This window comes from Pseudomonas sp. FSL R10-1350, assembly GCF_009600525.1.
GTDB lineage: Bacteria > Pseudomonadota > Gammaproteobacteria > Pseudomonadales > Pseudomonadaceae > Aquipseudomonas > Aquipseudomonas helleri.
The window spans coordinates 68110-90909 of record NZ_WIVR01000014.1; the positions used below are offsets into that span (position 1 = coordinate 68110).

A 22800-nucleotide genomic window follows, 5' to 3' on the forward strand; every position below is an offset into this window, starting at 1 on the left:
AACTCCGCACAAAAACCGCGATGATAGCCCACAAGGCTGCGATCAGTGCGACTCGGGCATGCGGATTTCACCCTTGATCAGCTGAGCGGCGGTATTGCCCTGGGCATCCGTGGCATTCAGGTCGGCGCCTTTTTGCGATAAATCGTTGAGCAGTTCGACGCGCTTGAACAACCCGGCAAACATGGCCGCGGTCTGTCCCGCACCGTTGCGCTGATCGGGGTTGCAGTCGGTGTTCATCAGCCGCCGGGCGATTTTGAATTCGCCTTTGAAAATGGCGCCCATCAGCGCGGTGTTGCCGCGCAGGTCTTGCGCGCAGGCATTGGCGCCCGCCTTGAGCAAGTGCTCGACCGCCTCGTCATGGCCGTTATAGGCCGCAAGAATCAAGGCGGTGTAGCCTTTGCTGTCCTGGGCATCGAGGTCAAAGTGCGAGTCGATGAAGGTGTCGAGCATGACCACGTCGCCGCGCCGGGCGGCGTCGAAGAAGTAGCCCTTGAGTTGGGTCTGGGTGTCGGGCTGGTCGGCAAGTGCCCACCCACTCAACAGCAGCATCGTAGCTAAAGCAAAAATTCGCATGTGTACGCTACCTGTCAGAGGTCACAGATCCATGTAGGAGCGAGCTTGTCTCGCGATCTTTTGATCGTTTTCAAGATCGCGAGGCGAGCTCGCTCCTACAACGACCGACGAAGGTTAATCCACCAGCTTGGCCGCCAGTGCCTTGACCCGTGCCAGGTCGCCTTTGGCCACTTTGGTCACGCCGGTGCCGTACTCCGGGTCTGCCTTATAAAGGAACGACAGGATGATGTGCTTGCTGACGTCATCAGTGGTGGCCAACGAGCCGGCGAAGTTTTCAATCAGGTCCTGACGCTCTTTCTTGCTGTATGAACGGTAAAGATCGCCGGCCTGTTTGAAGTTCTGCTCACGCTGAATCTTCGCCTGCTGGGTCGTACCCGACAGCGGCATTTCGCTGTAACGCGCGGTTTGCGGCTCTTCACGCGGCTCCAGTCGGCTTGGCTGGTAGTTCACGCCCGAGGTGCTATGACCGGTGTTCATGGCGCCGTCCTGATTGCCGTTGTTGACCGTCACCCGTGGGGCGTTGATCGGCAATTGCAGGGCGTTGGCGCCCAAACGGTACATCTGCGTATCGGCGTAGGAGAACACCCGACCTTGCAGCAAGCGGTCTTCAGACGGTTCGATGCCTGGCACCAGGTTGGCCGGCGCCATGGCCACTTGCTCGGTCTCCTGGAAGACGTTGGCCGGGTTACGGTTCAGCACCATCTGGCCGACTTTGCGCTCTGGCACGTTCGGCCAGATTTTGGTCGCGTCCAGCGGGTCAAAGTCGAACGACTTCAAGTCTTCAGGATTGAGCACTTGCACGTACAAATCCCACTTGGGGAAGTCGCCCTGGTTGATGTGCGTCACCAGGTCGTGGGTCATGTGGCTGTAGTCACGGCCCTGCACCTGAGTGACTTCTTTAGGGTCGAGGTTGCGAATGCCTTGCAGGCTCTTCCAGTGGAACTTCACGTAGTGCACTTCGCCCTTGGCATTCACCAGTTTGTAGGCGTGCACACCATTGCCGTCCATTTCGCGGTAGCTGGCCGGGGTGCCCGAGTCGGAGTACAGCTCGGTCAGGGTACGCGTGGCTTCAGGCACATGGGAGAAGAAATCAAAGCGCCGCGAGTCATCGTCAAGGTTGGTGCGCGGGTCGGGCTTAAACGCGTGCACCATGTCCGGGAACTTGATCGCATCACGAATAAAGAACGTCGGGAAGTTGTTGCCCACCAGGTCCCAGTTGCCGTCTGCGGTATAGAACTTGGTGGCAAAGCCACGCGGGTCACGCAGGGTTTCCGGGGAGTGGTTGCCATGAACCACCGCCGAGAAGCGCACAAACACAGGCGTGGTTTCGCCGGCCGCAAACACCCGGGCTTTGGTCAGGTCACTGAGGTCGTTGGTCACGGTGAAGCTGCCGTGGGCGCCGGTGCCGCGGGCATGCACCACACGTTCGGGGATACGCTCGCGGTCAAAGCGCTGCAGCTTTTGCAGCAGTTGTACGTCTTGCAGCAACACGGGGCCATTGGCGCCGGCCGTTTGTGAGTTTTGGTTATCACCGACCGCCGCGCCGTTATCGCGGGTCAAGGTAGCGGCGTGAACGGAAACCGATAGCAGGCTGATGCTCAACGCACTAAGTAGGCGTCGTTGGGTACGGGGCCCAAGGCCGAAAGGGGTGGTCATGCACGTGTCCTCTGGTTATTAGCTACGTAGTCACTACGTTGCGCAAAGGTTAGAGGCGCGGGTGGGGTTCTCTAAATTGAAAGGTCTGAACCGCCCCATTAAGAAAAAAGGCTGGCTTGAAGACGCTAAAGGCGTTAGGCGCTGAAACGTTTAAACTTATACGCCGCTTGCGGGTCAACCCATGAGATTGCAAGTGGCCTGGCAGGCGAGATGCGCAAGGCTGATTTACACTGCATCTACCAACCTCATCTGTAACAAGGAATAACCAATGAGCGTCTTAAGTGAGTTCAAGGCCTTCGCGGTCAAAGGGAACGTGGTCGATATGGCCGTGGGCATCATCATCGGCGCTGCGTTCGGCAAAATCGTTTCATCCTTCGTCGGCGATGTGGTCATGCCGCCTTTGGGGCTGTTGATTGGCGGCGTGGACTTCTCGGACCTGGCCATTACGCTCAAAGCGGCGGCCGGTGACGCCCCAGCGGTGGTATTGGCTTATGGCAAATTCATTCAGACCGTCATCGACTTTGTGATTGTGGCGTTTGCCATCTTTTTGGGTGTTAAGGCGATCAACCGCCTGCGCCGTCAAGAAGAAGTCGCCCCAAGCACCCCGCCACTGCCTTCTAAAGAAGAAGAACTGCTGGGTGAGATCCGCGACCTGCTCAAAGAACAAAAGAACCGGCCATAGAGGCCCGGGCTTAAACAACGGCGCTTAGAGGCGCCGTTGTTTATTAAAGACCTTGTTTAGTTGACCTACCAATAGTTCTCTACCGCAACTTGCCCGGGACGACGCGAAAGGCTTAGTTGCAGATTGCGTGCTTTCAATAACTTGCGCGTGTCATCAATCATTTGTGGATTACCGCACAACATCACCCGCGAGTGCTCGGGTGTTAGTTCAACTCCCGCCGCACGTTCAAGCTCACCGTTTTCGATCAGCGTTGTTATACGCCCGTTTAACACGTTCGGCATTTGCTCACGGGTCACTGTCGGTACATAGATCAGTTTATGCGCATGCTGGGCAAGGTAATCGCGCGAGCCCAGTTCAGCGATTAATTTCTGATACGCCAGTTCACGTGCTTCCCGGGCGCTGTAAACCAATACGATGCGTTCAAATTTTTCCCATACTTCAAAGTCTTGCAGGATCGAGATGAACGGTGCAATGCCGGTTCCTGTTGCCAACAACCACAGGTCCCGGCCGTCGACAAAACGGTCCAGAGTCAGGTAACCAAAGGCCTGGCGCTCTACCAGCAAGGTATCGCCCACCTGTAAGCGGCTCAGCTCACTGGTGAACTCCCCCCCCGGCACCACGATTGAAAAGAACTCCAAAAACTCGTCATACGGGGAAGACACCATGGAATAGGCGCGCCACACCGTACTGCCGTCGGCCTTGGTCACGCCCAGCCTTGCAAACTGCCCTGCGCGAAAGCGAAACCCTTGGTCGCGGGTGGTGCGCAAGGTAAACAGGTTGGGGGTGAGGGGTTTAACATCGAGCAGCGTCTGGCGGGTGAATTTTTCTGCGCTGGCGGTCATGGTGCGCTCCATTGGGCTGATGGCCCTAGTGTCGCGCAAACACGCAGGGAGGAACACCGACTGTTTGTGATGGCTTTTAATTCATAGGAGAAACAGGGAGGGTTTCGCACTCGTACAGAAATGTGTAACGAGTTGTTAATGGTGTTTAGCACTGTCAACTTTAAACATTGCTTTCAACACTAAGCCTCAACCAAAAAATGGCGCCAAAAAAAACAAATCGATAACAAGCGTGAAAAAAAAGTTAAATCCTCAGAGACTTAAAACACTAGAGCAATTACTCTTAAAATAGATCGAGAAAATTCCTACATATTCTTGAGAATTATGAACTATTATTAAATTCCACATTGGATCCACCTTCTGGGAGCCCCACGCATTATGGGCACTGCCAATCGTTTTTATACAAAACAAGAACTTACCCAAAAGGGTGAATCCACTTTACTTACTTATGCACGCAATCGAATTGAACTGTGCGGATTTGATAGCTTTTTGTTCAGAATGGCCCCACAACAAAGAAGCCTTCAAATAGATAGAAAAATACTGACTAATCACCCAATCGAATTTATAGATACTTTTGACGCGTGCTGTATTACCCATAAAAACCCAATTGAAAACCACTTCAAAAAGTCCATTGATCCACTGGTATGGGACCAGCATTTATTCAGTGAAACACCTGAACTCAAGGACGTATCGCAGTCATATGGGCTCAATTATGGTTGGTCGCTGTCGGCTCACGACGCCAAAGGGACGGTGAGCATCCTGAGCCTGACCCGACGGCACTCGCCTGTTTCAACCCAGGAGTTCGATGAAAAAGTGGGCGACTTGCTATGGCTATGCCACCAGTTGCACACCGCGATGTACGAAAAATTCTTTCTGAACATGCGCCTAAATGATCCCGGCAATCATCTGTCTACGCGTGAGTCAGAGATCCTGAAATGGACCGCCCAAGGCAAAACGGCGTCTGACATTGCCATCATCCTGAGCCTGACACCGCGAACCGTAAATTTTCACATCAGCAGCGCGATGCGAAAAATGGGCGCGACCAACAAGACGTCTGCCGTGGTGATCGCGGCCAAATGCGGTCTTCTTTGATGCACCGTCACACCTGAGCAGCCTTCACCCCGACCAAAAGCGTCGGGCAATCTCCGGTAAAAAAACGTAAAATCGCCAGCACCTGAAAATGCCACGGCCTCCATGGCTGCTTGAATGCCTTTGAACTCAACTCAAGCCGTTGTCGATGCCCCAGAGTTTGTATAGATGCCTGCGCTCGAAAGTCCTTTCGCCCAACTCCACTTGATCCGCCAGCCTGAACAACAGAATGAGCCACTCCAGGCCTTCGACGCTGCGGATGAGTATTTGCTCAACCACGTGGCCGAATTGGCGCTGCCGGCCAACAGCCGGATATTGGTGCTCAACGACAGTTTTGGGGCCTTGGCCGTCAGCCTGGTCAGTACGATGCACGTCACCAGCAGCAGTGACTCGTTCCTGGCCATTCAAGGCCTGGAAAAGAATCTGGTGCGCAACGGCCATGCATTTGATGCGGTCTCGATCATTCCCGCCAGCCAGCCACTGGCAGGCCCATTCGACTGTGTACTGGTGCGGGTGCCAAAAACCCTGGCGTTGCTGGAAGAACAACTGATTCGCCTGCAAGGCCAGTTGGCTCCAGGCGCACAGGTGATTGCCGGCGCGATGATCAAACACTTGCCACGTGCGGCAGGGGATCTGCTGGAGCGCTATATCGGCCCGGTGCAGGCCTCGCTGGCGGTCAAAAAAGCCCGCTTGCTAATGGCGACGGCACAGGGCCTGGGGCCGTTTACCTCGCCCTACCCTTCACGTTACGCGCTGGACAAGCCTGCTATCGAGCTGCTCAACCACGCTAACGTGTTCTGCCGTGAAGGGCTGGATATCGGCACGCGAGCGTTTTTGCCACACCTGCCGACCAACCTTGGCTCGGCCCGTGTGGCCGACTTGGGCTGCGGGAATGGCGTGCTGGCCATCGCCAGCGCCCTGAACAACCCACAGGCGCACTACACGCTGGTCGATGAATCGTTTATGGCGGTGCAATCGGCACAGGAGAACTGGCAGGCGGCGCTGGGCGATCGCGACGTGACGGTACGTGCAGGCGATGGCCTGGCAGGTCAGGCGCCGAACTCATTGGACGTGGTGTTGTGCAATCCGCCGTTTCACCAGCAACAAGTGGTGGGCGACTTTTTGGCCTGGCGCATGTTCCAGCAAGCCCGCGAGGCGCTGGTGGTGGGTGGCGCGCTGTACATCGTGGGCAATCGCCACTTGGGCTATCACAGCAAGCTGGCCAAGTTGTTTCGAGGGGTTGAGCAAGTGGCTGCCACGCCTAAATTCGTCATCCTCAAGGCGCGCAAATAACTGTAAAAACCCTGTAGGAGCGAGCTTGCCTCGCGATCTTTTAACCACTCAAAAGATCGCGAGGCAAGCTCGCTCCTACCGTAGTTGTTTAGTGGCTTTTCATGCCCGCTGCGGTCATGAACAGGCGGATCAGCATGGCAAACACGGCCAGGCTCGCCACGCTGGCGGTCCAGATCAACACCAACCAGCCAATGCGTTGCCACAGCGGCTTTTTCTCACACGCTTGCACGTCGTTTAAATAATCTTTGCCAGCCATGTTCAGGCACTCCTCTGAGAAAAGGCTGCGCCCGGTGGGGCGCAGCGGCACTTGCAACTAGTGGTAACCGTCTTCGTGGGTGACTTTGCCGCGGAACACGTAGTAGCTCCAGTAGGTGTAACCCAGGATAAACGGCAGGATGAACAAGGTGCCCACCAGCATAAAGCCCTGGCTTTGCGGCGGCGCAGCGGCCTCCCAGATCGAAATCGACGGCGGGATGATGTTCGGCCACAAGCTGATGCCCAAACCGCTGTAACCCAGAAAAATCAGCAGCAGGGTCAGCAGGAACGGCGTGTAGTGGGCATTGCGCGCAATCGCCTTGAACAGCCCGTACATGGTCACCAGCACCAGAATCGGCACCGGCAGGAACCAGAACAGGTTCGGCAAGGTGAACCAGCGTGCGGCAATGTCTGTGTGCGCCAGCGGCGTCCACAAGCTGACAACGCCCATCACCACCAGCAGGGCAATTGCCAATGGCCGCCCCAGGTTGTGCATGCGCTCTTGCAGCGGGCCTTCGGTTTTCATGATCAACCAGGTGCAACCGAGCAAGGCGTAGGCCACGATCAAGCCGAGGCCGCAGAACAGGCTGAACGGTGACAACCAGTCCAGCCCGCCACCGGCGTATTCACGGTTGACCACCGGTATCCCTTCAATAAAGGCCCCCAGCGCCACGCCCTGAAAGAAAGTGGCGATGATCGAACCCCAAATGAACGCTTTGTCCCAGATGTGACGCTTGTCGGCCTTGGCCTTGAAGCGAAACTCAAAGGCCACACCGCGGAAGATCAAGCCGACCAGCATCAGGATCAGCGGCAGGTACAGCGCCGACAGCACAACCGAGTAAGCCAGCGGGAAGGCGCCAAACAGCGCCGCACCGCCCAGTACCAGCCAGGTTTCGTTACCGTCCCAGACGGGGGCAACGGTGTTCATCATCACATCGCGGTCTTTCTCGCCTTTGATGAAGGGGAAGAGGATGCCGATCCCGAGATCGAAGCCATCCATGACCACGTACATCATGACGCCAAAGATGATGATGATTGCCCAGATAAGTGGCAGATCAATACCCATGACTCAGTTCCCCTTCTTCAGGCTGTCGCTGTAACCTTCTTCGGTGCCTTCAACGGCAGCCGACAAAGGACGGGCAGGCGTGCGTTGCTGACCTGGGCCACCTGAAGGCTGACCATCACCCTCGTGGGCAATCGGGCCTTTACGCACCAGACGCATCATGTAGCCAATACCGACGCCGAACAGCGAGAAGTACACCAGCACAAACATGATCAGGGTGATGCTCATTTGCGTCACGCTGTGGTTGGACGACGCATCGGCGGTGCGCATCAACCCGTAGACCACCCACGGCTGACGGCCGACTTCGGTGGTGAACCAACCTGCCAGGATGGCGATCAGACCCGACGGCCCCATCCACAGCACCAGCTTCAAGAACCAGCGGTTTTCATACAGCGTGCCGCGTTTGCGCAGCCACACGCTCCACAGGCCGATGACGATCATCAGCATGCCCAGCGCCACCATGATGCGGAACGTGAAGAACACGATGGTGGAGTTAGGACGGTCCGCCGCCGGGTAGTCCTTCATCGCCGGGATCTGTTTGTCCAGGCTGTGGGTCAGGATCAAACTGCCCAGGTACGGCACTTCGATCTTGTAGTCGGTGGTTTCGGTTTTCATGTTCGGGATGCCGAACAGGATCAACGGGGTAGGCTCACCGGGCTTGTTTTCCCAGTGCCCTTCGATCGCAGCGATTTTTACCGGCTGATATTTCAGCGTGTTCAACCCGTGGGCATCACCGATAAACGCCTGAATGGGGGCAACCACCAGGGCCATCCACATCGCCATCGAGAACATGCGGCGAATGGCCGGCGTATTACGCCCACGCAACAGATGCCAGGCAGCCGAAGCGCCGACAAAGAAGGCGGTGGCCACAAAGGCGGCCGTGGCCATGTGCGCCAGGCGGTAAGGGAACGACGGGTTGAAGATCACCGCCAGCCAATCCACCGGGATCACCCGGCCATCAATGATTTCGAAACCCTGCGGGGTTTGCATCCAGCTGTTGGAGGCCAGGATCCAGAAGGTCGAAATCAGCGTGCCGACCGCCACCATGATGGTGGAGAAGAAGTGCATGCCGCGACCCACGCGGTTCCAGCCAAACAGCATGACGCCCAGAAAACCGGCCTCAAGGAAGAAGGCGGTGAGCACTTCATAGGTCAGCAAAGGCCCGGTGACAGCCCCTGCGAAGTCCGAGAACCGCGACCAGTTGGTCCCGAACTGGTACGCCATGACCAGGCCAGACACTACGCCCATGCCAAAGTTGACTGCAAAAATCTTCGACCAAAAGTGGTACAGGTCGCGGTACGTATCGTCACGGGTTTTCAGCCACATGCCTTCGAGCACCATGAGATAACTGGCGAGACCGATGGTGATGGCGGGAAATAGAATGTGGAACGATACGGTGAACGCGAACTGAATTCGGGCGAGATCGAGAGCCTCCAAACCGAACATAAGTCTTCCTCTATCAGGTATCAGGTTGTCAGGGCACCGACAGGACGCCGGTGTCCAACAGCCCCACGAGCAATGGCCTTTGCGAATCTGCGCTCGCACTGCTGGCCACCACGCAAGGGAATCTGGCCGTCTGGCCATTCCAGTAAAACCCTTGCGGGCTTTGACCTGGATCAAACATTGCTGAAAGAGTAGTCCATTCTCGGCGTGTGGCTAATGTGGCTGGTTGTCGCGTGACAGGTTGTCCCAGGCCCTGAAATAGACAGTTGCAGGAAGTGCGTGTAATAGCCGCACGCGTTTTTTGGCATGACCGTTGGGCGGTTTTCGCAAAGCGTCAGGGCGAGTCATTATTTGTTACAGAAAAATGATAATCTCGACGTCCCCTGCCCTCTGCCACGACCCTTCAATGACCAGCCAGCCGCTTCTGTTACGTCATCACCGGCCTTTTGTGGCCTTTTGGTTTGCCCGCATCTTCACCGCCAGCGCCTTCCAGATGCTGACAGTGGCCATTGGCTGGAACCTCTACCAACTGACCGGTAACGTGATGGACCTGGGCTGGGTGGGGCTGATCGAGTTCGCGCCGCGCGTGCTGTTCATGTTGCACACCGGGCATGTGGCCGACCGCTATGATCGCCGCCGGGTGGCCGCGCTGTGCCAGTCGCTGCAAGCGATGATTGCCCTGACCCTGGCGATCAGCAGCCTGAGTGGCAGCATCACCCGTGAAATGATCTTTATCCTGGCGTTTTTACTCGGCGCTGCCCGCTCATTTGAAATGCCCACCACCCAGGCTTTGCTGCCCTCCATCGTCCCCGTGGCATTGTTCCCCCGCGCCGTGGCCGCAGCACAGGCGGCCCAGCAATCGGCGACCATCGTGGCCCCGGCGTTTGGTGGCTTGCTCTATGCGTTCGGCAGCGTGTGGGTATATGGCCCCAGCGTGGTGCTGTACCTGATTGCCGCACTGTTAATGAGCAACCTGCCGGCCCGCCAGGTGGCGCTGAACAAAGGCAAGGCGACGATGGACTCGCTACTGGCCGGGATTCGCTTTATCCGCAGCCGCCCGGACATCCTCGGGGCCATCTCGCTGGACCTGTTCGCCGTGTTGCTGGGCGGTGCGACTGCGCTGTTGCCGGTGTTTGCCAAAGACATTCTGCTGACCGGCCCGTGGGGCCTGGGCATGCTGCGTTCGGCCCCGGCGGTGGGCGCGTTGTTAATGTCATTGTGGCTGGCGCGCTTCCCGTTTGAGCGCAAGGTAGGGCGCACCATGTTCACCGCCGTGGGGGTATTCGGGGTCGCGACCATCGCTTTCGGGCTGTCGACCTCGTTCTGGTTCTCGATGGCGGTGCTGGTGGTACTGGGCGCGGCCGACATGATCAGCATGGTTATCCGTGCCTCGTTCGTGCAACTGGAAACCCCGGATGAAATGCGTGGCCGGGTCAGCGCGGTCAACGGCCTGTTTATTGGCGCGTCCAACCAGCTTGGCGAGTTTGAGTCCGGCGCCACCGCCCACTGGCTGGGCACCGTGCCGGCCGTGGTGCTGGGCGGCGTGGGCACGCTGTTTATCGCCGGGCTGTGGATAAAACTGTTCCCGGGCCTGGCCAAGCGTGACCGGCTGGTTGAGGATTAAAGCGGATACACCGCAAAACCAGTGCGTAGCAGTTGACGAGCTCCGCGAGGCTACGTCCGATTGCGAAGCGATCGTAAGCGCTAACAACCCAAGCGCCTGACTTTACGGCGGCTATGCCTCGTACTACTCGTCAACTGCTACGGGGGCTTGGGCTAGCGAATATACAGCTGCGTTTGCAGGCGCTTGAACGGCGCCACCAGCGACGTGTTACTGAACTGGAACCAGCCGTCCTGGTTGTTACCCAAATCGAAGGTGTAGACGTAACCCACGGTGGTGCCCGCACCGTCACAGGTCACCAAACCCTCGCCTTTATTGCACACCGGGGTGCGCACGCCATCGATGATCTGGCCGTCAAACGTCACCGTGGGCTGGCCGCCGTAGCCGCGTTCCAGCACATACACTTTGATGTGCGGCCCACGGTGCTGCATTTTGGTCTGCTCGCGACCATCCGACACATCCTCCACAGCCCCCGAGTTAGACGCTACCTTGAGAATTTCGACGGTGCTCAATGGCATCGCTGGCGCCGCACTCGCACCGGCGCTTATAAACAGACAATAACCGGCAATTAAAGCGTTGATGATGTGCTTCATGGATCCCCCCGATAACTGGCACGCAGTATGCCTGTGCACTCGACGTTACAAAACATCGCGCCGTTGAGTCAGCAAAGCAGCCAGACGCCTGTGCTGCTGGTATGATGCGCGGCTTTTTCCGACAGACAGAAAAACCTCAGGCCTCAGGCGTCTGTGCTTTGCTGTTGAAAACGATTTAATCACGGCGCCGGTGGCGCCACGGGGACTGGCATGCTGGAAAGGCTGTTTCAACTCAAAGCACACAACACCACTGTGCGAACCGAGATTCTTGCGGGTATCACCACCTTCCTGGCGATGGCCTACATCCTCTTCGTGAACCCGAGCATCCTCGGCGAAACCGGGATGGACAAAGGCGCGGTGTTTGTCGCGACCTGCCTGGCAGCCGCCATCGGCTCGGCAATCATGGGCATCATCGCCAACTACCCGATCGCCCTGGCGCCGGGCATGGGCCTGAATGCCTTCTTCACTTACACCGTGGTCTTGCACATGGGCCACACCTGGCAAGTGGCGCTGGGCGCGGTGTTTATTTCAGCGGTGCTGTTCTTCCTGCTGTCGATCTTCCGCATCCGCGAATGGATCATCAACAGCATTCCGCTGCCGCTGCGCTCGGCCATTGCCGCCGGTATCGGCCTGTTCCTGGCGCTGATCGCCCTGGGTAACGCCGGTATCGTGGTTGCCAACAAGGCCACCTTGGTCGGCATGGGCGACCTGTCTCAGCCAAAAGTGATCCTGGCCTCCCTGGGCTTTGCCCTGATCGTGGCTCTGGAAGCCCTGCGCGTACGCGGTGCGGTGCTGATCGGCATTCTGGCGGTGACCGTTGCGTCCATCGCCCTGGGCGTGACCGACTTCGGTGGCGTGATGTCGATGCCGCCGTCGCTGGCCCCGACCTTCCTGCAACTGGACATTAAAGGCGCACTGGACATCGGTCTGGTCAGCGTGATTTTCGCCTTCCTGTTCGTTGACCTGTTCGACAACTCCGGCACCCTGATCGGTGTGGCCAAGCGCGCTGGCCTGATGGGCAAAGACGGCCACATGCCGAAAATGGGCCGCGCCCTGATCGCTGACAGCACCGCGGCCATGGCCGGTTCGTTGCTGGGTACCTCAACCACCACCAGCTACATCGAGTCGGCAGCGGGCGTGAGCGCCGGTGGCCGTACCGGCCTGACCGCCATCGTGGTCGGCATCATGTTCTTGCTGGCGTTGTTCTTCTCGCCACTGGCGGCCAGCGTTCCGGCGTTCGCCACCGCACCTGCGCTGATGTTCGTGGCCGTACTGATGATGAGCGGCCTGGCCGAAATCGACTGGGAAGACGTGACCGTTGCTGCGCCGGTGGTGATCACCGCGCTGGCCATGCCGTTCACCTACTCCATCGCCAGCGGCATCGCCTTCGGCTTTATTTCCTGGACCGTGATCAAGCTGCTGTCGGGTCGCGCCCGCGAGCTGAATGCGCCGCTGATCATTCTGTCGATTCTGTTTGTGGTCAAGCTGGGTTGGTTTAACGCATGAGTGCTTTGCCGTTTGATTCTGCTACCTACACCCTGGAACTTGAGGCCAAGGCCCAACGACTGCGCGATTTGCTGGCGCCGTTCGACGCGCCTGAGCCGCAGGTGTTTGACTCGCCGTTGAAGCACTTTCGCCTGCGCGCCGAGTTCCGCCTGTGGCGCGAAGGTGGCGAGCGCCACTACGCAATGTTCGCCCAGGATGACAAGCGCACGCCGATCCTGATCGAAGACTTCCCGATTGCCAGCCTGCGCATCAACCAGTTGATGCCGCAGCTCAAGGCCGCGTGGCAAGCCAGCTCGGCGCTGAGCCACAAACTGTTCCAGGTGGAGTTCCAGACCACCTTGGCCGGTGATGCCATGGTTACCTTGTGCTATCACCGCCCGCTGGACGAGCACTGGCAAAACGCTGCCGAGCAGTTGGCAAAAGACCTCGACGTCAGCGTGATTGGCCGCTCCAAGGGCAAGCGCGTCGTGATTGGGCGTGATTACGTGGTCGAAAAGCTCGACATTGCGGGCCGCACCTTCACTTATCAACAACCCGAAGGCGCGTTCACCCAGCCAAACGGCACGGTTAACCAGAAAATGCTCAATTGGGCATACGAAGTATTGGGCGAACGTTCCGACGACCTGCTCGAACTGTACTGCGGCAACGGCAACTTCACCCTGCCTTTGGCGACCCGCGTACGCAACGTGCTGGCCACTGAAATCAGCAAGACCTCGGTCAACGCCGCCTTGAACAACCTCAGCGACAACGCTGTGGATAACGTCAAGCTGGTGCGTTTGTCGGCAGAAGAACTCACCGAAGCCCTCAACGAAGTCCGCCCGTTCCGCCGCTTGCAGGGCATTGACCTGAAAAGCTACGAATTCGGCAGCGTCTTCGTCGACCCGCCGCGCGCGGGCATGGACCCGGACACCTGCGAACTGACCCGCCGCTTCGACAACATCCTGTACATCTCGTGCAACCCGTTGACCCTGGCCGAAAACATCGCCCAACTGCACGACACGCACCGTATCGAGCGTTGCGCCGTGTTTGACCAATTCCCGTGGACTCACCACATGGAATCGGGCGTGTTGCTGGTTCGTCGCTAAAGCCTGATCGCGAGCAAGCCCGCTCCCACAAGTTGACCCCCTGTGGGAGCGGGCTTGCCCGCGATGGGCGCGCTACGGTTTCTGAACGTGAAAATACCCCGCCACCTGCAGTAAATCCGCGTCATTCAATAAGCCCGCGTAGTACTTGAGTTGCACCCGCGCCAGTAAATACGCGTACTTTGCCTCGGCCAAATCCCGTTTTGCGCTATACAGTTGCTGCTCGGCATCCAGTACATCCAGATTGACCCGCTCCCCGCCACTCACGCTTTTGCGCGTTGCATTGACCAACGCACTGGCTGACTGCACGGCCATTTCGTAGGCCCGCACCTTGGCCGCCGCGCTGCTGTTGAGGTTGTATTGCTTGCGCAAGTCCACCAATGTCGCGGCTGTTTGCGCGTCCAGTTCGTACTGCGCCTGCGACAGTTGCCGCGCCGCCTGGCGTGTCGATGCCGACACCGAGCCCCCGGCAAACAACGGCACGCTGAGCTGGATGCCGACGCTGTTGGTGTCGTACTTTTGGTGGTAGGTGCTCTCAGAGTCCGAACTGGTTTGCCGACTGCTCGCGTACACACTGAGCTTGGGCAAATGCCCGGCCCGCTTGCGTTCCACTTCGTACTCGGCCGACGTCAGGGCGTGCTGTTGCGACGCCAGGTCCGGGTTATTGGCCAGGGCCAGTTCGCGCCAGCTTTCAAAGCGCTGCGGCTCCAGTGGCTGAATGCTGAAGTGTGGCAATAACGGGTCAAGCTGCTCCACCTGCAACGGCTCACCGAGCATGGCCTCCAGTTCGTGCAAGGCGGCATCCAGCGTGTCTTGGGCTTCGATTTCCTGGGCGACCGCCAGGCTCAGGCGTGCCTGGGTTTCCAGCACATCGGTGCGAGTTCCCTCGCCGCCTTTTAACAGCCGTTGGTTGAGTTGCAAGCGCTCGCTGTACGCCCGTTTCTGCGCCCGGCTCAGCTCAATCCGCTCCTGTGCCAACAAGGCCTGGCTATACGCACTTAAAACCCGCACCGCCAAATACTGGCTTTTACTGCGAAAACGCTCGTCGGCCAGCAAGGCCTGCGCCGCGCCTTGTTTAAAGCGTGCATAGGCCTCGTAGTCCAGCAGCGGTTGCTGCAGGGTCAACGTCGCCGCATAGCTGCGGTAATCGCGGTCGGTCTTTGTGTGCGATTGCGTGACTTCAGACTCATTGCGCGAATTGCTGTAATTCCACGCCAGGGTCGGCAACAGGGCTGAACGCCCGAGGGCCCGATTTTCCTGGCCCGCGGCGCGCTCTTCTATCGCCGCCTGAAAGGTCGGATCGTTGCGCACCGCCAAGTCATACGCCTCAAGCAAACCCAATGCCTGTACCGGGCTGGCCAACACCGCGCCCAGCATCAACACCCCGCTGCACAATCGACGCACACTCATTCCTCCACCAACGCCATGTGCGTGCGGTCCAGTAAGGGTTTGAACAGGTAATTGAGCATCGAGCGCTCGCCGGTGCGCACAAAGGCCTCGACCGGCATGCCGGGGCGAATCTGCAAACCGGCCAGTTGCGCCATGCCCTCGGCACTGACCTGCGCCCGCAGCGTGTAATAAGGCTCATCGGTACGTTCATCGACCTGACGGTCTGCCGACACCAGCGTCACCTCGCCCGCCACCCGTGGCGTGGTGCTTTGGCTAAAGGCCGAAAACATCAGTTGCACCGGTAACCCGGCGTGAACCTTGTCGGCCAGTTCCACAGGCACCCGCGCCTCGACCAGTAATGGCTCGCCCTGCGGGACGATTTCCATCAGGGCCTGGCCCGGCCGGATCACCCCGCCCTCGGTAAACACATCGAGCCCGACCACAATCCCCGCCACCGGCGCGCGTAACTGGCTGTTGGCCAGTTCAAACTCGGCCGACGCCAAGCGGTTGCGTAAGTCTTCGCTGCGTATGCGGGTGTCCGCCAATTGCGTACGGACTTCTTTCTGATATTCCTCGCTCAGTTGTCGAATTTTCAGGCGCATCTCCTGCACCTGACGCTGGAGTTGCCCGATGCGGCCATAGTCTTCGCTGATCGAGCCCAGCACTTGGGCGTACACCCGCTCGCTGTCCAGCAGTCGATTACGCGGGATGTAGCCCTCACGGGCCAATTCGCGAAGGCCTTGCAGTTGCTCGTCCAATGCCGTGCGTTGCAGCACTTTATTGGCTTGCGAGTCACGCACCCCGCGCAATTGCGCCTCAGCCCCGGCGATGCTTTCGCCGATGCCTTGCTGATCGAGCAGCAACGCCTGACGCCGGCTGGCGAACAACTGCTGTTGCAATGCCTGGTTCGACGCCACTTCGGACTCGTGATGCAGCGCCATCAGCTCAGCAGGAAAACTCACACTCGCAGCGCCCTCAACCTCGGCATTGAGCCGGGCCTCGCTGGCCAACGATCCATAAAACTGGCTGCGCAGCGACTGCGCCTGGCCCAACAACGGCGTTTCCTTGAGCCGGATCAGTACTTGCCCCGCTTGCACACGGTCGCCATCACGCACGTCGATGCGCTCAACAATCCCGCCACTGGGATGCTGCACCACTTTGCGATTGCCCGAGACCATGACCTTGCCCGACACCGCGACACCTTTGTCCAGTGGCGCCAAAGCAGCCCAGGCGAGAAACCCGAGAAACCCGCCGAGCATCAGCAGCCAACCCAGGCGCGCATGGCGGCGATCGTCCAGTTGCAGCACGTTACCCTCATAGGGCGGTTTGGCGTTTGCGGCACTCATGCTTTGTTCGCCTCTACGGTGCCAAGTCGGTAGCTCACATTCATGGCCGGTTTGGGCGCTGCGGGCTTGGGCGCGGCGAGCACCTTGGCGGTGGGGCCAAAGGCTTGTAACTGACCTTCACGCAAGATCAACAGTTGATCTGTGAGGGTCAGTACGTTGGGTTTGTGGGTGATCAGGATCAGCGTGCGCTTGAGCTGTTTGAGTTGGGCAATGGCCTGTAGCAAGGCTTGCTCCCCGGCTTCATCAAGGTTGGCGTTGGGCTCATCGAGCACGATCAGCGCGGGCAAGCCGTACAAAGCACGGGCCAGGCCGATGCGCTGCTTCTGCCCGCCCGACAACCCGGCGCCGCCGTCGCCCAGGCGGGTGTCGTAGCCTTCGGGCATTTGCAAAATCAGTGAATGCACACCTGCCATCTGCGCCGCCGCCAACACCTTGTCGGCATCAACTTGAGCAAAGCGGGCGATGTTTTGCGCGATGGTTCCGGCAAACAACTGAATGTCCTGAGGCAAATACCCCAGATGCGGGCCGAGTTGCTGTTTGTCCCATTGCGACAGTTGCGCGCCATCCAGCCGAACCTTGCCAGCCAGCGGCTGCCAGACCCCAACCAGCAAGCGGGCCAAGGTCGACTTGCCGCAGCCTGACGGGCCGATCACACCGAGCACCTGCCCGGCGGGCAAGGTAAAACTCAGGTTGCTCAACGTGGCACGCCGCGTTCCGGGTGCGCTGGCGCTGAGTTGCTCAACCGCCAGTTCGCCCCGTGGAACGGGCAGCGCCATGCGCGGCGGGCGGGCCGGATGCGCCTGCAAGAGTGATTCGAGGCGTTGATAGGCTAGGCGCGCTGAAGTCCATTGCTTCCACACACCAATCAACTGATCGATAGGGCTCAGCACCCGGCCCATCAAAATGGATCCGGCGATCATCATCCCGGCGGTAATTTGCCCTTGCACCGCCAGCAATGCGCCCAGCCCCAGCACCAGTGATTGCAAGGCCAGACGTACGCCTTTGGACCAGGCACCGACACTGGCGGTTTTTTCACTGGCCAGGTTCTGCTGCGCCAAAAATGCCGTGTGCTGCGCCAGCCAATGGCCGCGCAAGGTCGCGAGCATGCCCATCGCCTCAATCGCTTCGGCATTGCGCAAATGCGCGCTGGCCTGCTGGGTGGCTTCAACCGATAACTCGCTGGCGGCCTTGAGCGGCCCCTGCGACAGCCGCTGATTAAGCCACGCCAGCAGCATCAGCAGCACCGCACCACCGAGGGCCAGCAGCCCCAACCACGGGCTGAACATAAAGATCACCCACAGGTACACCGGAAACCACGGCGCATCGAAAAACGCGAACAACGCATTGCCGGTCGCGAACTGGCGCAGGCTGGTCAGGTCATTCAGCGCCTGCCCGGCCGCCGGGCTACCGGTGCTTAATTGCGCCTCAAAGGCAGCGTCATAGACCCGCTGATTCAAGCGCATGTCCATTTGCGTGCCGAGGCGGATCACCACCTGGCTGCGCACCCATTCCAACGCGCCCATCAGGCCAAACAGGCCGAGGATCATCAGCGTCAGCATCAACAGGGTCATTTCATTGCCCGAGGCCAACACCCGGTCGTACACCTGCAACATGTACAGCGCGGGGGCCAGCATCAGTAAATTGATCACGGCCGAGAACAGGCCAATGTTGAAAAAAGCACGTTTGTAGGCCGTCAAGGCAGCCAGCATCTCGTTGGCGACGTGGGCTTTGGGCCGGGTCATGAAGAGAGTTCCGTGGAAAAATCACCGATCAAACTGCGGGAGCTGACTCGCCAGCGAGGTCATCGCGAGCAAGCCCGCTCCCACAGGATTGGGTTCAAGGCTGAGAGAGCGTGTTAAGCCGCCAGCGCCCAGTCTTGGGCAGCGTCTTGCACACCGACCAGGCCGATATCAGCCGCAAACGCGGTGTCGGCGTGCGCCAGACCGGCAGCCGCCAGTTGGTCGAAGGTCGAATCGGTGCTCAGATTGAACTCGCTCAGCAGGGTGTTGAGCACGCCTTCCAGGCCTGCCACATTGCCGCGCATCAGGCCGTAGATCACGTCCTGAACAGCGTTGCCTGCACGGCCAGCATCGCTGGCGGCGGACAGGTCGAGGCCGTTGAAGGAGACAAAGTAATCATCAAGTGTGAATGGGCTACCACTGCCGCCGTTCAAATCCGTGCCCAGTTGTACGCTGTCCAACTCACCCCACAGGTAGTGATTCATGTTGTCACCCGGTGAAACAAGCGGGTTATACACATAATGCAAGCCATCAGTCGTATCGCTTCCGGCGATGTAGGCATACTGAGATCCATTGGCACCGTGGGTCGCATATTGCTCGCCATCATACTGACCCGTGCCCGTGTTAAATCCACCTGTATTGCCCGTGCCATGGCCGGCCGTTTTGAAACCAGTGGACCAGACGCTGAGCACGTCCTGAATGGAAATATCACCAAATGCAGAGTTGTAGGTAATTGAAATAGCCATCTCTTAACCTTTTCCTTGGACAGTTTTAGTGAGCGCACACGAACGTGTGCATTTACCCGACATGGGCAAATTCTTTAATAAGGAATACGTTTTCTACTTAAAACTTATATTCGAGCATACCGCTCAGTGTCCGCCCGCGCGCCAGACTCAAGTTATTAACATCACCCATAGCAACAAAGTAGGCTTCGTCCGTAGCGTTTTCCATCACCAACGAAATATTAAAATCGTCAGTCATCCAGTAACTGGCATACAGATCATAGACACTGTATTTAGGCCACATGGCCTGTTCGATGGACTTATAGTTATGCGCATTAAGATCTCTGCCGTTGCCAGGGCTGTAGCGCAGGCGAACGCCTGTATCCAAACGCCGCTCCAGGAAGCGCGCACCAATGGTTAATGAGCCTCGATCCGCAGGCATGTACGTCGCATTGCCCATTATCCCGCCACAATCAACCGCGTTATTTTTCACATCATCATCCAGCCACTCTTTTTCGCTGACAGGACGAATGCCTATTTTTCCATCCGGACGTACATAGCGCTCTATATAACTTTTGAGTGTTTTCCCTGTTGTTTTCGCTCCACCCATGTAATAGCGCTTGGAACAAAAGTCATTACTGCCGATCATATGGGTATAACTCAAGTTTGTATAAGCCCGCCCCATGTCGTAATTAAGTTGATATTCAACACCTCGAAAACGTGTATCACTCAGATTATTAACGTACGCCAAGTCACCAAAATTACTCGTCGCGGCCTCCGGCAGGCTAATACCGTACTGCATAAACGAGAAATTCTTGATTCGGTTATCGAAGTACGACACCTTCATCCCGAGCCGGTCATTATCGAAGAACAGCGACTCTTTGAAGATATTGAAACCCACCTCCCAGTCTTTCGACTCTTCAGCCTTGAGGAAAGGATTTGGGAATACCCGCTCAGGTGCTTCGCCCGCATGGGGGCGCCCTGTCATGAACACCTCCGTCACTGCCGGTGGGCGCCAGCCTTTACCGACATGAGAATACAGTTGCAGCCAGTCCACACCGGGCTTGATGGCGATGCCAAAGGTCGGCGAAAAATGACCGCTCTCATTGTCCACGTCGTACATCTTTTCGACGCGCTTACCTGGGTCGAGATTGACCACCGGCACACCATTTTCATAACGAATGATTTGTCGTTCGAAAAGCGTCATGCCTGTTTTACCTTCCAGGCGATAGCGGTCATAGCGCAAACCACCGCTCAGGTTCAACCAACCGTTGTAGTCATACTCCAGATTACTGAACAGACTGGCCATAGTTCGCTTGCCAGAGGGGTTCGCGCCCTCTACATAAGGTAGCGACTGTTCGTTGACGGCGGCCACTTTGTTGGTGCGCGGCGTGAATGTGTCCTGATACATCTCCAGGCCGTAATTCACACTCAACTGACCATAGGTGTCGAAGTTGAACAGTGAGGTGTTTTGCACCAACCCGCCCCAGGTCTCCGTCTGGAAACGGTCTTTATAAGCACCAAAGGCGTTGTCTGCCGTGGCGTTATGCCGAGCATTGGCACGGTCCAGTTGCGTGTCGACGTAATACAGCTTGGCCTTCAGATCGATCAGTTCGTTGTCCGGGTTCCAGCTGTAGTCAATGGCGTAGTTGGCGGTGCTCAGGTTGTTTTTGCTGTGCCGAACATAGTCATAACCCGACTGATCAGCCTTGAGGTAGGTCCAGGCATCATTGCTGTCGCTGTCGGTGTTCAGGTAACTCAACTGCACACGCTGGTCGTTCGGCAGGTTGAGACCGAACTTGGCCATTTGCGAGCGGGTCACGCTGCCTGCGTCACCGACTTCACTTTTCAGCCAGCTTTTCCAGGCTTCGGGGCGTACATCCTTGAGCCGCATTTGAGACCCTAAATTGCCCGCATGCTGCCGTCCGCTGCGGTAGTTGCCGAAGTGCCGCTCGCTCACGGCAAACAAGGCATCACCGATATCGTTGCCAAACGCGAACACCCCGCCACCGTTGAAATAGGTGCCGTTGCCCATGTTGCCGATACCGCTGCCCGCACGAATGCGCCCGCCGTATTCTTTGCCGTCTTTCAGGAAGTCACTGGCTTCGAGGGTTCTGAATGTGGCGATCCCCCCGATAACGCCGGCACCGCCCAGGGTGGACTGCGAGCCTTTGTCGATTTCGATGCTGGAGACCATTTCCGGGTCGATCAACATCACGCCATTGCGGTGCTGGTGGCCGTTGACGTTGAAGTTCTGGCGCATGCCGTCAACGTTCATGTTGACCCGGCCATAGTCCTGAATCCCACGAATATTGATCGACAAACCTGGGTCACGCTGGTCGACAGCCGTGTACACGCCGGGGGTTTCTTCGAGCATGTCGGCGGCATGGCGCGGGGCACGCTTGTTGATTTGCTCGCGGGTAATCACCGACACCGCTTGGGGCGTTTGGTACACCCAGTCTGCGCCGTTGCCGTTCTCACTGGCGGTCACCGAGGTGGTGCCCAGCGCCAGCGCACCTTTGGCCTCACCGCTCACACGGGTCAGGGTCACTTGGCGTTCACCCGTAAAGCGGTATTCCACCGGGTTGCTGCCCAGCAGGCGCGCCAGGCCTTCTTGCACACCGAAGTCACCGTTAAGGGGCTGCGAAGTGAGGCCACGCAGCATCTGGCTGTCAAACAGCACCTGCAAACCGGCTTGCTCGGCAAACACCAGCACCGCTTTATCCAGCGGCTGCGCCGGGATGTGAAAGGCGATGAATTCTTGCGCAATGGCGCTGCTGACTTTTTCAACGGCGTGCACCGGTGCGTGCGCCGCTAATACGGCCAATATTCCCACATGTACAGCAAAGGCCAACCGGCTTGCGGGCTGCTTCCCTTTGCGCTGACTAACGACCATTTTTTGTTATCCCCAGGCTTGCGTGCCTTGTTATGAGAATGAATCTCAATAGCAAGACGAACGGGCGGGGAAAAGTCAGTAAAGGTTTTTGCGAATAATTTTCAGAAGCCGGATTTGGCTGATGAAACCCTCGTAGGAGCGAGCTTGCCTCGCGATCTTTGAAGGTCAAAAGATCGCGAGGCAAGCTCGCTCCTACAGGGGTCGGTTTAATAAATCAGGCTGACGCCTGCCAGTTCCACACGTTTGACGTGCAGTTCCTGGGTGAGGGTGTGCAAGGCGCTGTCGAGCATTTCGAGGCGGAAGACGCCGCTGACTTGCCGATCGGCCAAGGCACGGTTGGCCAAAACGATTTGCCCGGGGCGATAGCGGTTGAGTTGTTCGATCACCTGACCCAACGGCTGGCGATCAAAAATCAGCACGCCGCGACGCCAACTGGTGGCCGCACTCAAGTCAAAGCCCGGCAAAGGCTGCACACCCAACTGCGCGCTGTACCGCGCACTTTGCCCCTCTTGCAGGGTTTGTCGGGCCGCGCCTTGAACCGGCGGGCTTTGCAGGCTCACAGCGACGCTGTGTTGCAACACCCCGACCCAGGCCTGGTCGCTGCTTTGGCGCCCGACAACAAATTGTGTGCCCAAGGCTTTGGTTTGCCCGCCTGCGCTTTGCACCACAAAGGGCCGGACTTCTGCCTCGCCCATCGGCGCTACGTCAAACACTGCCGAGCCCGCCAGCAAGCTGATTCGCCGCTCGTAAGTGTCATAGTCGATACGGATGGCGCTCGACGCATCCAGCTCCACCGAGCTGCCGTCATCGAGCTGGACTGTGCGGATTTCTCCTGCACCGGTGCGGTAGTCGGACTGCATATTAACCAGCACCGTCGGGCCGCTGATCCAGCCCACCGCTAACACCAAGGACAGTACCGCAGCACGCCCGACCCAACGCAGCGGGCGTCTGCGGTACTGTCCTTGGTGTTAGCGGTGGGCTGGATCAGCGGCCCGACGGTGCTGGTTAATATG

Annotated in this window: 18 protein-coding genes and 1 pseudogene; 6 read left to right on the forward strand and 13 right to left on the reverse strand. The window is 58.2% G+C overall.

The window, feature by feature from the left end; genetic code table 11:
* Nucleotides 1-42: 42 nt before the first annotated feature.
* Both GHO25_RS09380 and katB read right to left on the reverse strand, forming a co-directional pair.
* Nucleotides 43-573, reverse strand: coding sequence for an ankyrin repeat domain-containing protein (locus GHO25_RS09380; RefSeq protein ID WP_153390650.1), 531 nt, complete (start codon nucleotides 571-573; stop codon nucleotides 43-45).
* Nucleotides 574-687: 114 nt separating this feature from the next.
* Entirely contained in the window at nucleotides 688-2229 is a 1542-nt protein-coding gene (gene katB / locus GHO25_RS09385) for a catalase KatB (RefSeq protein WP_153390651.1), read from the reverse strand.
* 268 nt (nucleotides 2230-2497) lie between these two features.
* Here katB and mscL point away from each other — a divergent pair, with 268 nt between their 5' ends.
* The gene (gene mscL, locus GHO25_RS09390; protein ID WP_048367438.1) at nucleotides 2498-2911 is read left to right on the forward strand and encodes a large-conductance mechanosensitive channel protein MscL; all 414 of its coding nucleotides are present in this window, start codon (nucleotides 2498-2500) and stop codon (nucleotides 2909-2911) included.
* Between the two features lie 65 nt (nucleotides 2912-2976).
* Here mscL and GHO25_RS09395 read toward each other — a convergent pair whose 3' ends face one another.
* Nucleotides 2977-3753, reverse strand: a complete 777-nt coding sequence (locus GHO25_RS09395) for a ferredoxin--NADP reductase (protein WP_153390652.1) — start codon at nucleotides 3751-3753, stop codon at nucleotides 2977-2979.
* A gap of 375 nt (nucleotides 3754-4128) precedes the next feature.
* Between GHO25_RS09395 and GHO25_RS09400 the strand changes: the two genes are divergently transcribed.
* Together GHO25_RS09400 and GHO25_RS09405 are read left to right on the forward strand one after the other, a co-directional pair.
* Entirely contained in the window at nucleotides 4129-4842 is a 714-nt protein-coding gene (locus tag GHO25_RS09400; RefSeq protein WP_153390653.1) for a LuxR C-terminal-related transcriptional regulator, read from the forward strand.
* 165 nt (nucleotides 4843-5007) lie between these two features.
* Nucleotides 5008-6132 (forward strand): methyltransferase, encoded by a 1125-nt coding sequence (locus tag GHO25_RS09405; protein WP_153326890.1) that lies wholly within the window; start codon nucleotides 5008-5010, stop codon nucleotides 6130-6132.
* Nucleotides 6133-6220: 88 nt separating this feature from the next.
* On the opposite strand, the gene GHO25_RS09410 is transcribed toward GHO25_RS09405, so the two are convergent.
* The 3 genes from GHO25_RS09410 to GHO25_RS09420 are packed head-to-tail and all read right to left on the reverse strand — an operon-like array spanning nucleotide 6221 to nucleotide 8896.
* On the reverse strand, nucleotides 6221-6388 hold the full coding sequence (locus tag GHO25_RS09410) for a DUF2474 domain-containing protein (RefSeq protein WP_048367442.1): 168 nt from the start codon (nucleotides 6386-6388) through the stop codon (nucleotides 6221-6223).
* Between the two features lie 57 nt (nucleotides 6389-6445).
* A complete protein-coding gene (cydB, locus tag GHO25_RS09415; protein ID WP_048367444.1) occupies nucleotides 6446-7453 on the reverse strand; it encodes a cytochrome d ubiquinol oxidase subunit II in 1008 nt (335 codons plus the stop codon).
* A 3-nt stretch (nucleotides 7454-7456) separates the two neighbouring features.
* A complete protein-coding gene (locus GHO25_RS09420) occupies nucleotides 7457-8896 on the reverse strand; it encodes a cytochrome ubiquinol oxidase subunit I (RefSeq protein ID WP_048367446.1) in 1440 nt (479 codons plus the stop codon).
* Between the two features lie 403 nt (nucleotides 8897-9299).
* Here GHO25_RS09420 and GHO25_RS09425 point away from each other — a divergent pair, with 403 nt between their 5' ends.
* Complete coding sequence (locus tag GHO25_RS09425) at nucleotides 9300-10517, forward strand: MFS transporter (protein ID WP_153390654.1); 1218 nt, start codon at nucleotides 9300-9302, stop codon at nucleotides 10515-10517.
* Between the two features lie 152 nt (nucleotides 10518-10669).
* Here the strand turns inward: GHO25_RS09425 and GHO25_RS09430 are convergent, their stop codons facing one another.
* The gene (locus GHO25_RS09430) at nucleotides 10670-11107 is read right to left on the reverse strand and encodes a DUF4879 domain-containing protein (protein ID WP_153390655.1); all 438 of its coding nucleotides are present in this window, start codon (nucleotides 11105-11107) and stop codon (nucleotides 10670-10672) included.
* Nucleotides 11108-11317: 210 nt separating this feature from the next.
* On the opposite strand from GHO25_RS09430, the gene GHO25_RS09435 reads away from it, so the two are divergent.
* Both GHO25_RS09435 and trmA read left to right on the forward strand, forming a co-directional pair.
* Nucleotides 11318-12613: an NCS2 family permease gene (locus tag GHO25_RS09435; protein ID WP_048367449.1), complete on the forward strand. Its 1296-nt coding sequence runs from the start codon at nucleotides 11318-11320 to the stop codon at nucleotides 12611-12613.
* On the forward strand, nucleotides 12610-13698 hold the full coding sequence (gene trmA / locus GHO25_RS09440; RefSeq protein ID WP_153390656.1) for a tRNA (uridine(54)-C5)-methyltransferase TrmA: 1089 nt from the start codon (nucleotides 12610-12612) through the stop codon (nucleotides 13696-13698). Before GHO25_RS09435 ends, trmA begins: the two co-directional genes overlap by 4 nt.
* A gap of 72 nt (nucleotides 13699-13770) precedes the next feature.
* Here trmA and GHO25_RS09445 read toward each other — a convergent pair whose 3' ends face one another.
* The 6 genes and pseudogenes from GHO25_RS09445 to GHO25_RS09470 all read right to left on the reverse strand — a co-directional run.
* The gene (locus GHO25_RS09445) at nucleotides 13771-15105 is read right to left on the reverse strand and encodes a TolC family outer membrane protein (RefSeq protein ID WP_153390657.1); all 1335 of its coding nucleotides are present in this window, start codon (nucleotides 15103-15105) and stop codon (nucleotides 13771-13773) included.
* Nucleotides 15102-16430, reverse strand: coding sequence for an HlyD family type I secretion periplasmic adaptor subunit (locus tag GHO25_RS09450; RefSeq protein WP_153390658.1), 1329 nt, complete (start codon nucleotides 16428-16430; stop codon nucleotides 15102-15104). Before GHO25_RS09450 ends, GHO25_RS09445 begins: the two co-directional genes overlap by 4 nt.
* Nucleotides 16427-18172 (reverse strand): type I secretion system permease/ATPase, encoded by a 1746-nt coding sequence (locus GHO25_RS09455; protein WP_153390659.1) that lies wholly within the window; start codon nucleotides 18170-18172, stop codon nucleotides 16427-16429. Before GHO25_RS09455 ends, GHO25_RS09450 begins: the two co-directional genes overlap by 4 nt.
* Before the next feature lie 113 nt (nucleotides 18173-18285).
* Complete coding sequence (locus GHO25_RS09460; RefSeq protein ID WP_123752072.1) at nucleotides 18286-18915, reverse strand: heme acquisition protein HasA; 630 nt, start codon at nucleotides 18913-18915, stop codon at nucleotides 18286-18288.
* 97 nt (nucleotides 18916-19012) lie between these two features.
* A complete protein-coding gene (locus GHO25_RS09465) occupies nucleotides 19013-21787 on the reverse strand; it encodes a TonB-dependent receptor (protein WP_153390660.1) in 2775 nt (924 codons plus the stop codon).
* 206 nt (nucleotides 21788-21993) lie between these two features.
* A pseudogene (locus GHO25_RS09470) lies at nucleotides 21994-22740 on the reverse strand (FecR family protein); the annotation flags it as partial.
* Between the last annotated feature and the right edge of the window lie 60 nt (nucleotides 22741-22800).

Coding starts and splice junctions, on each gene's coding strand:
- GHO25_RS09380 (WP_153390650.1), bottom strand. CDS start 573: ATGCGAATTTTTGCTTTAGCTACGATGCTGCTGTTGAGTGGGTGGGCA.
- katB (WP_153390651.1), bottom strand. CDS start 2,229: ATGACCACCCCTTTCGGCCTTGGGCCCCGTACCCAACGACGCCTACTT.
- mscL (WP_048367438.1), top strand. CDS start 2,498: ATGAGCGTCTTAAGTGAGTTCAAGGCCTTCGCGGTCAAAGGGAACGTG.
- GHO25_RS09395 (WP_153390652.1), bottom strand. CDS start 3,753: ATGACCGCCAGCGCAGAAAAATTCACCCGCCAGACGCTGCTCGATGTT.
- GHO25_RS09400 (WP_153390653.1), top strand. CDS start 4,129: ATGGGCACTGCCAATCGTTTTTATACAAAACAAGAACTTACCCAAAAG.
- GHO25_RS09405 (WP_153326890.1), top strand. CDS start 5,008: ATGCCTGCGCTCGAAAGTCCTTTCGCCCAACTCCACTTGATCCGCCAG.
- GHO25_RS09410 (WP_048367442.1), bottom strand. CDS start 6,388: ATGGCTGGCAAAGATTATTTAAACGACGTGCAAGCGTGTGAGAAAAAG.
- cydB (WP_048367444.1), bottom strand. CDS start 7,453: ATGGGTATTGATCTGCCACTTATCTGGGCAATCATCATCATCTTTGGC.
- GHO25_RS09420 (WP_048367446.1), bottom strand. CDS start 8,896: ATGTTCGGTTTGGAGGCTCTCGATCTCGCCCGAATTCAGTTCGCGTTC.
- GHO25_RS09425 (WP_153390654.1), top strand. CDS start 9,300: ATGACCAGCCAGCCGCTTCTGTTACGTCATCACCGGCCTTTTGTGGCC.
- GHO25_RS09430 (WP_153390655.1), bottom strand. CDS start 11,107: ATGAAGCACATCATCAACGCTTTAATTGCCGGTTATTGTCTGTTTATA.
- GHO25_RS09435 (WP_048367449.1), top strand. CDS start 11,318: ATGCTGGAAAGGCTGTTTCAACTCAAAGCACACAACACCACTGTGCGA.
- trmA (WP_153390656.1), top strand. CDS start 12,610: ATGAGTGCTTTGCCGTTTGATTCTGCTACCTACACCCTGGAACTTGAG.
- GHO25_RS09445 (WP_153390657.1), bottom strand. CDS start 15,105: ATGAGTGTGCGTCGATTGTGCAGCGGGGTGTTGATGCTGGGCGCGGTG.
- GHO25_RS09450 (WP_153390658.1), bottom strand. CDS start 16,430: ATGAGTGCCGCAAACGCCAAACCGCCCTATGAGGGTAACGTGCTGCAA.
- GHO25_RS09455 (WP_153390659.1), bottom strand. CDS start 18,172: ATGACCCGGCCCAAAGCCCACGTCGCCAACGAGATGCTGGCTGCCTTG.
- GHO25_RS09460 (WP_123752072.1), bottom strand. CDS start 18,915: ATGGCTATTTCAATTACCTACAACTCTGCATTTGGTGATATTTCCATT.
- GHO25_RS09465 (WP_153390660.1), bottom strand. CDS start 21,787: ATGGTCGTTAGTCAGCGCAAAGGGAAGCAGCCCGCAAGCCGGTTGGCC.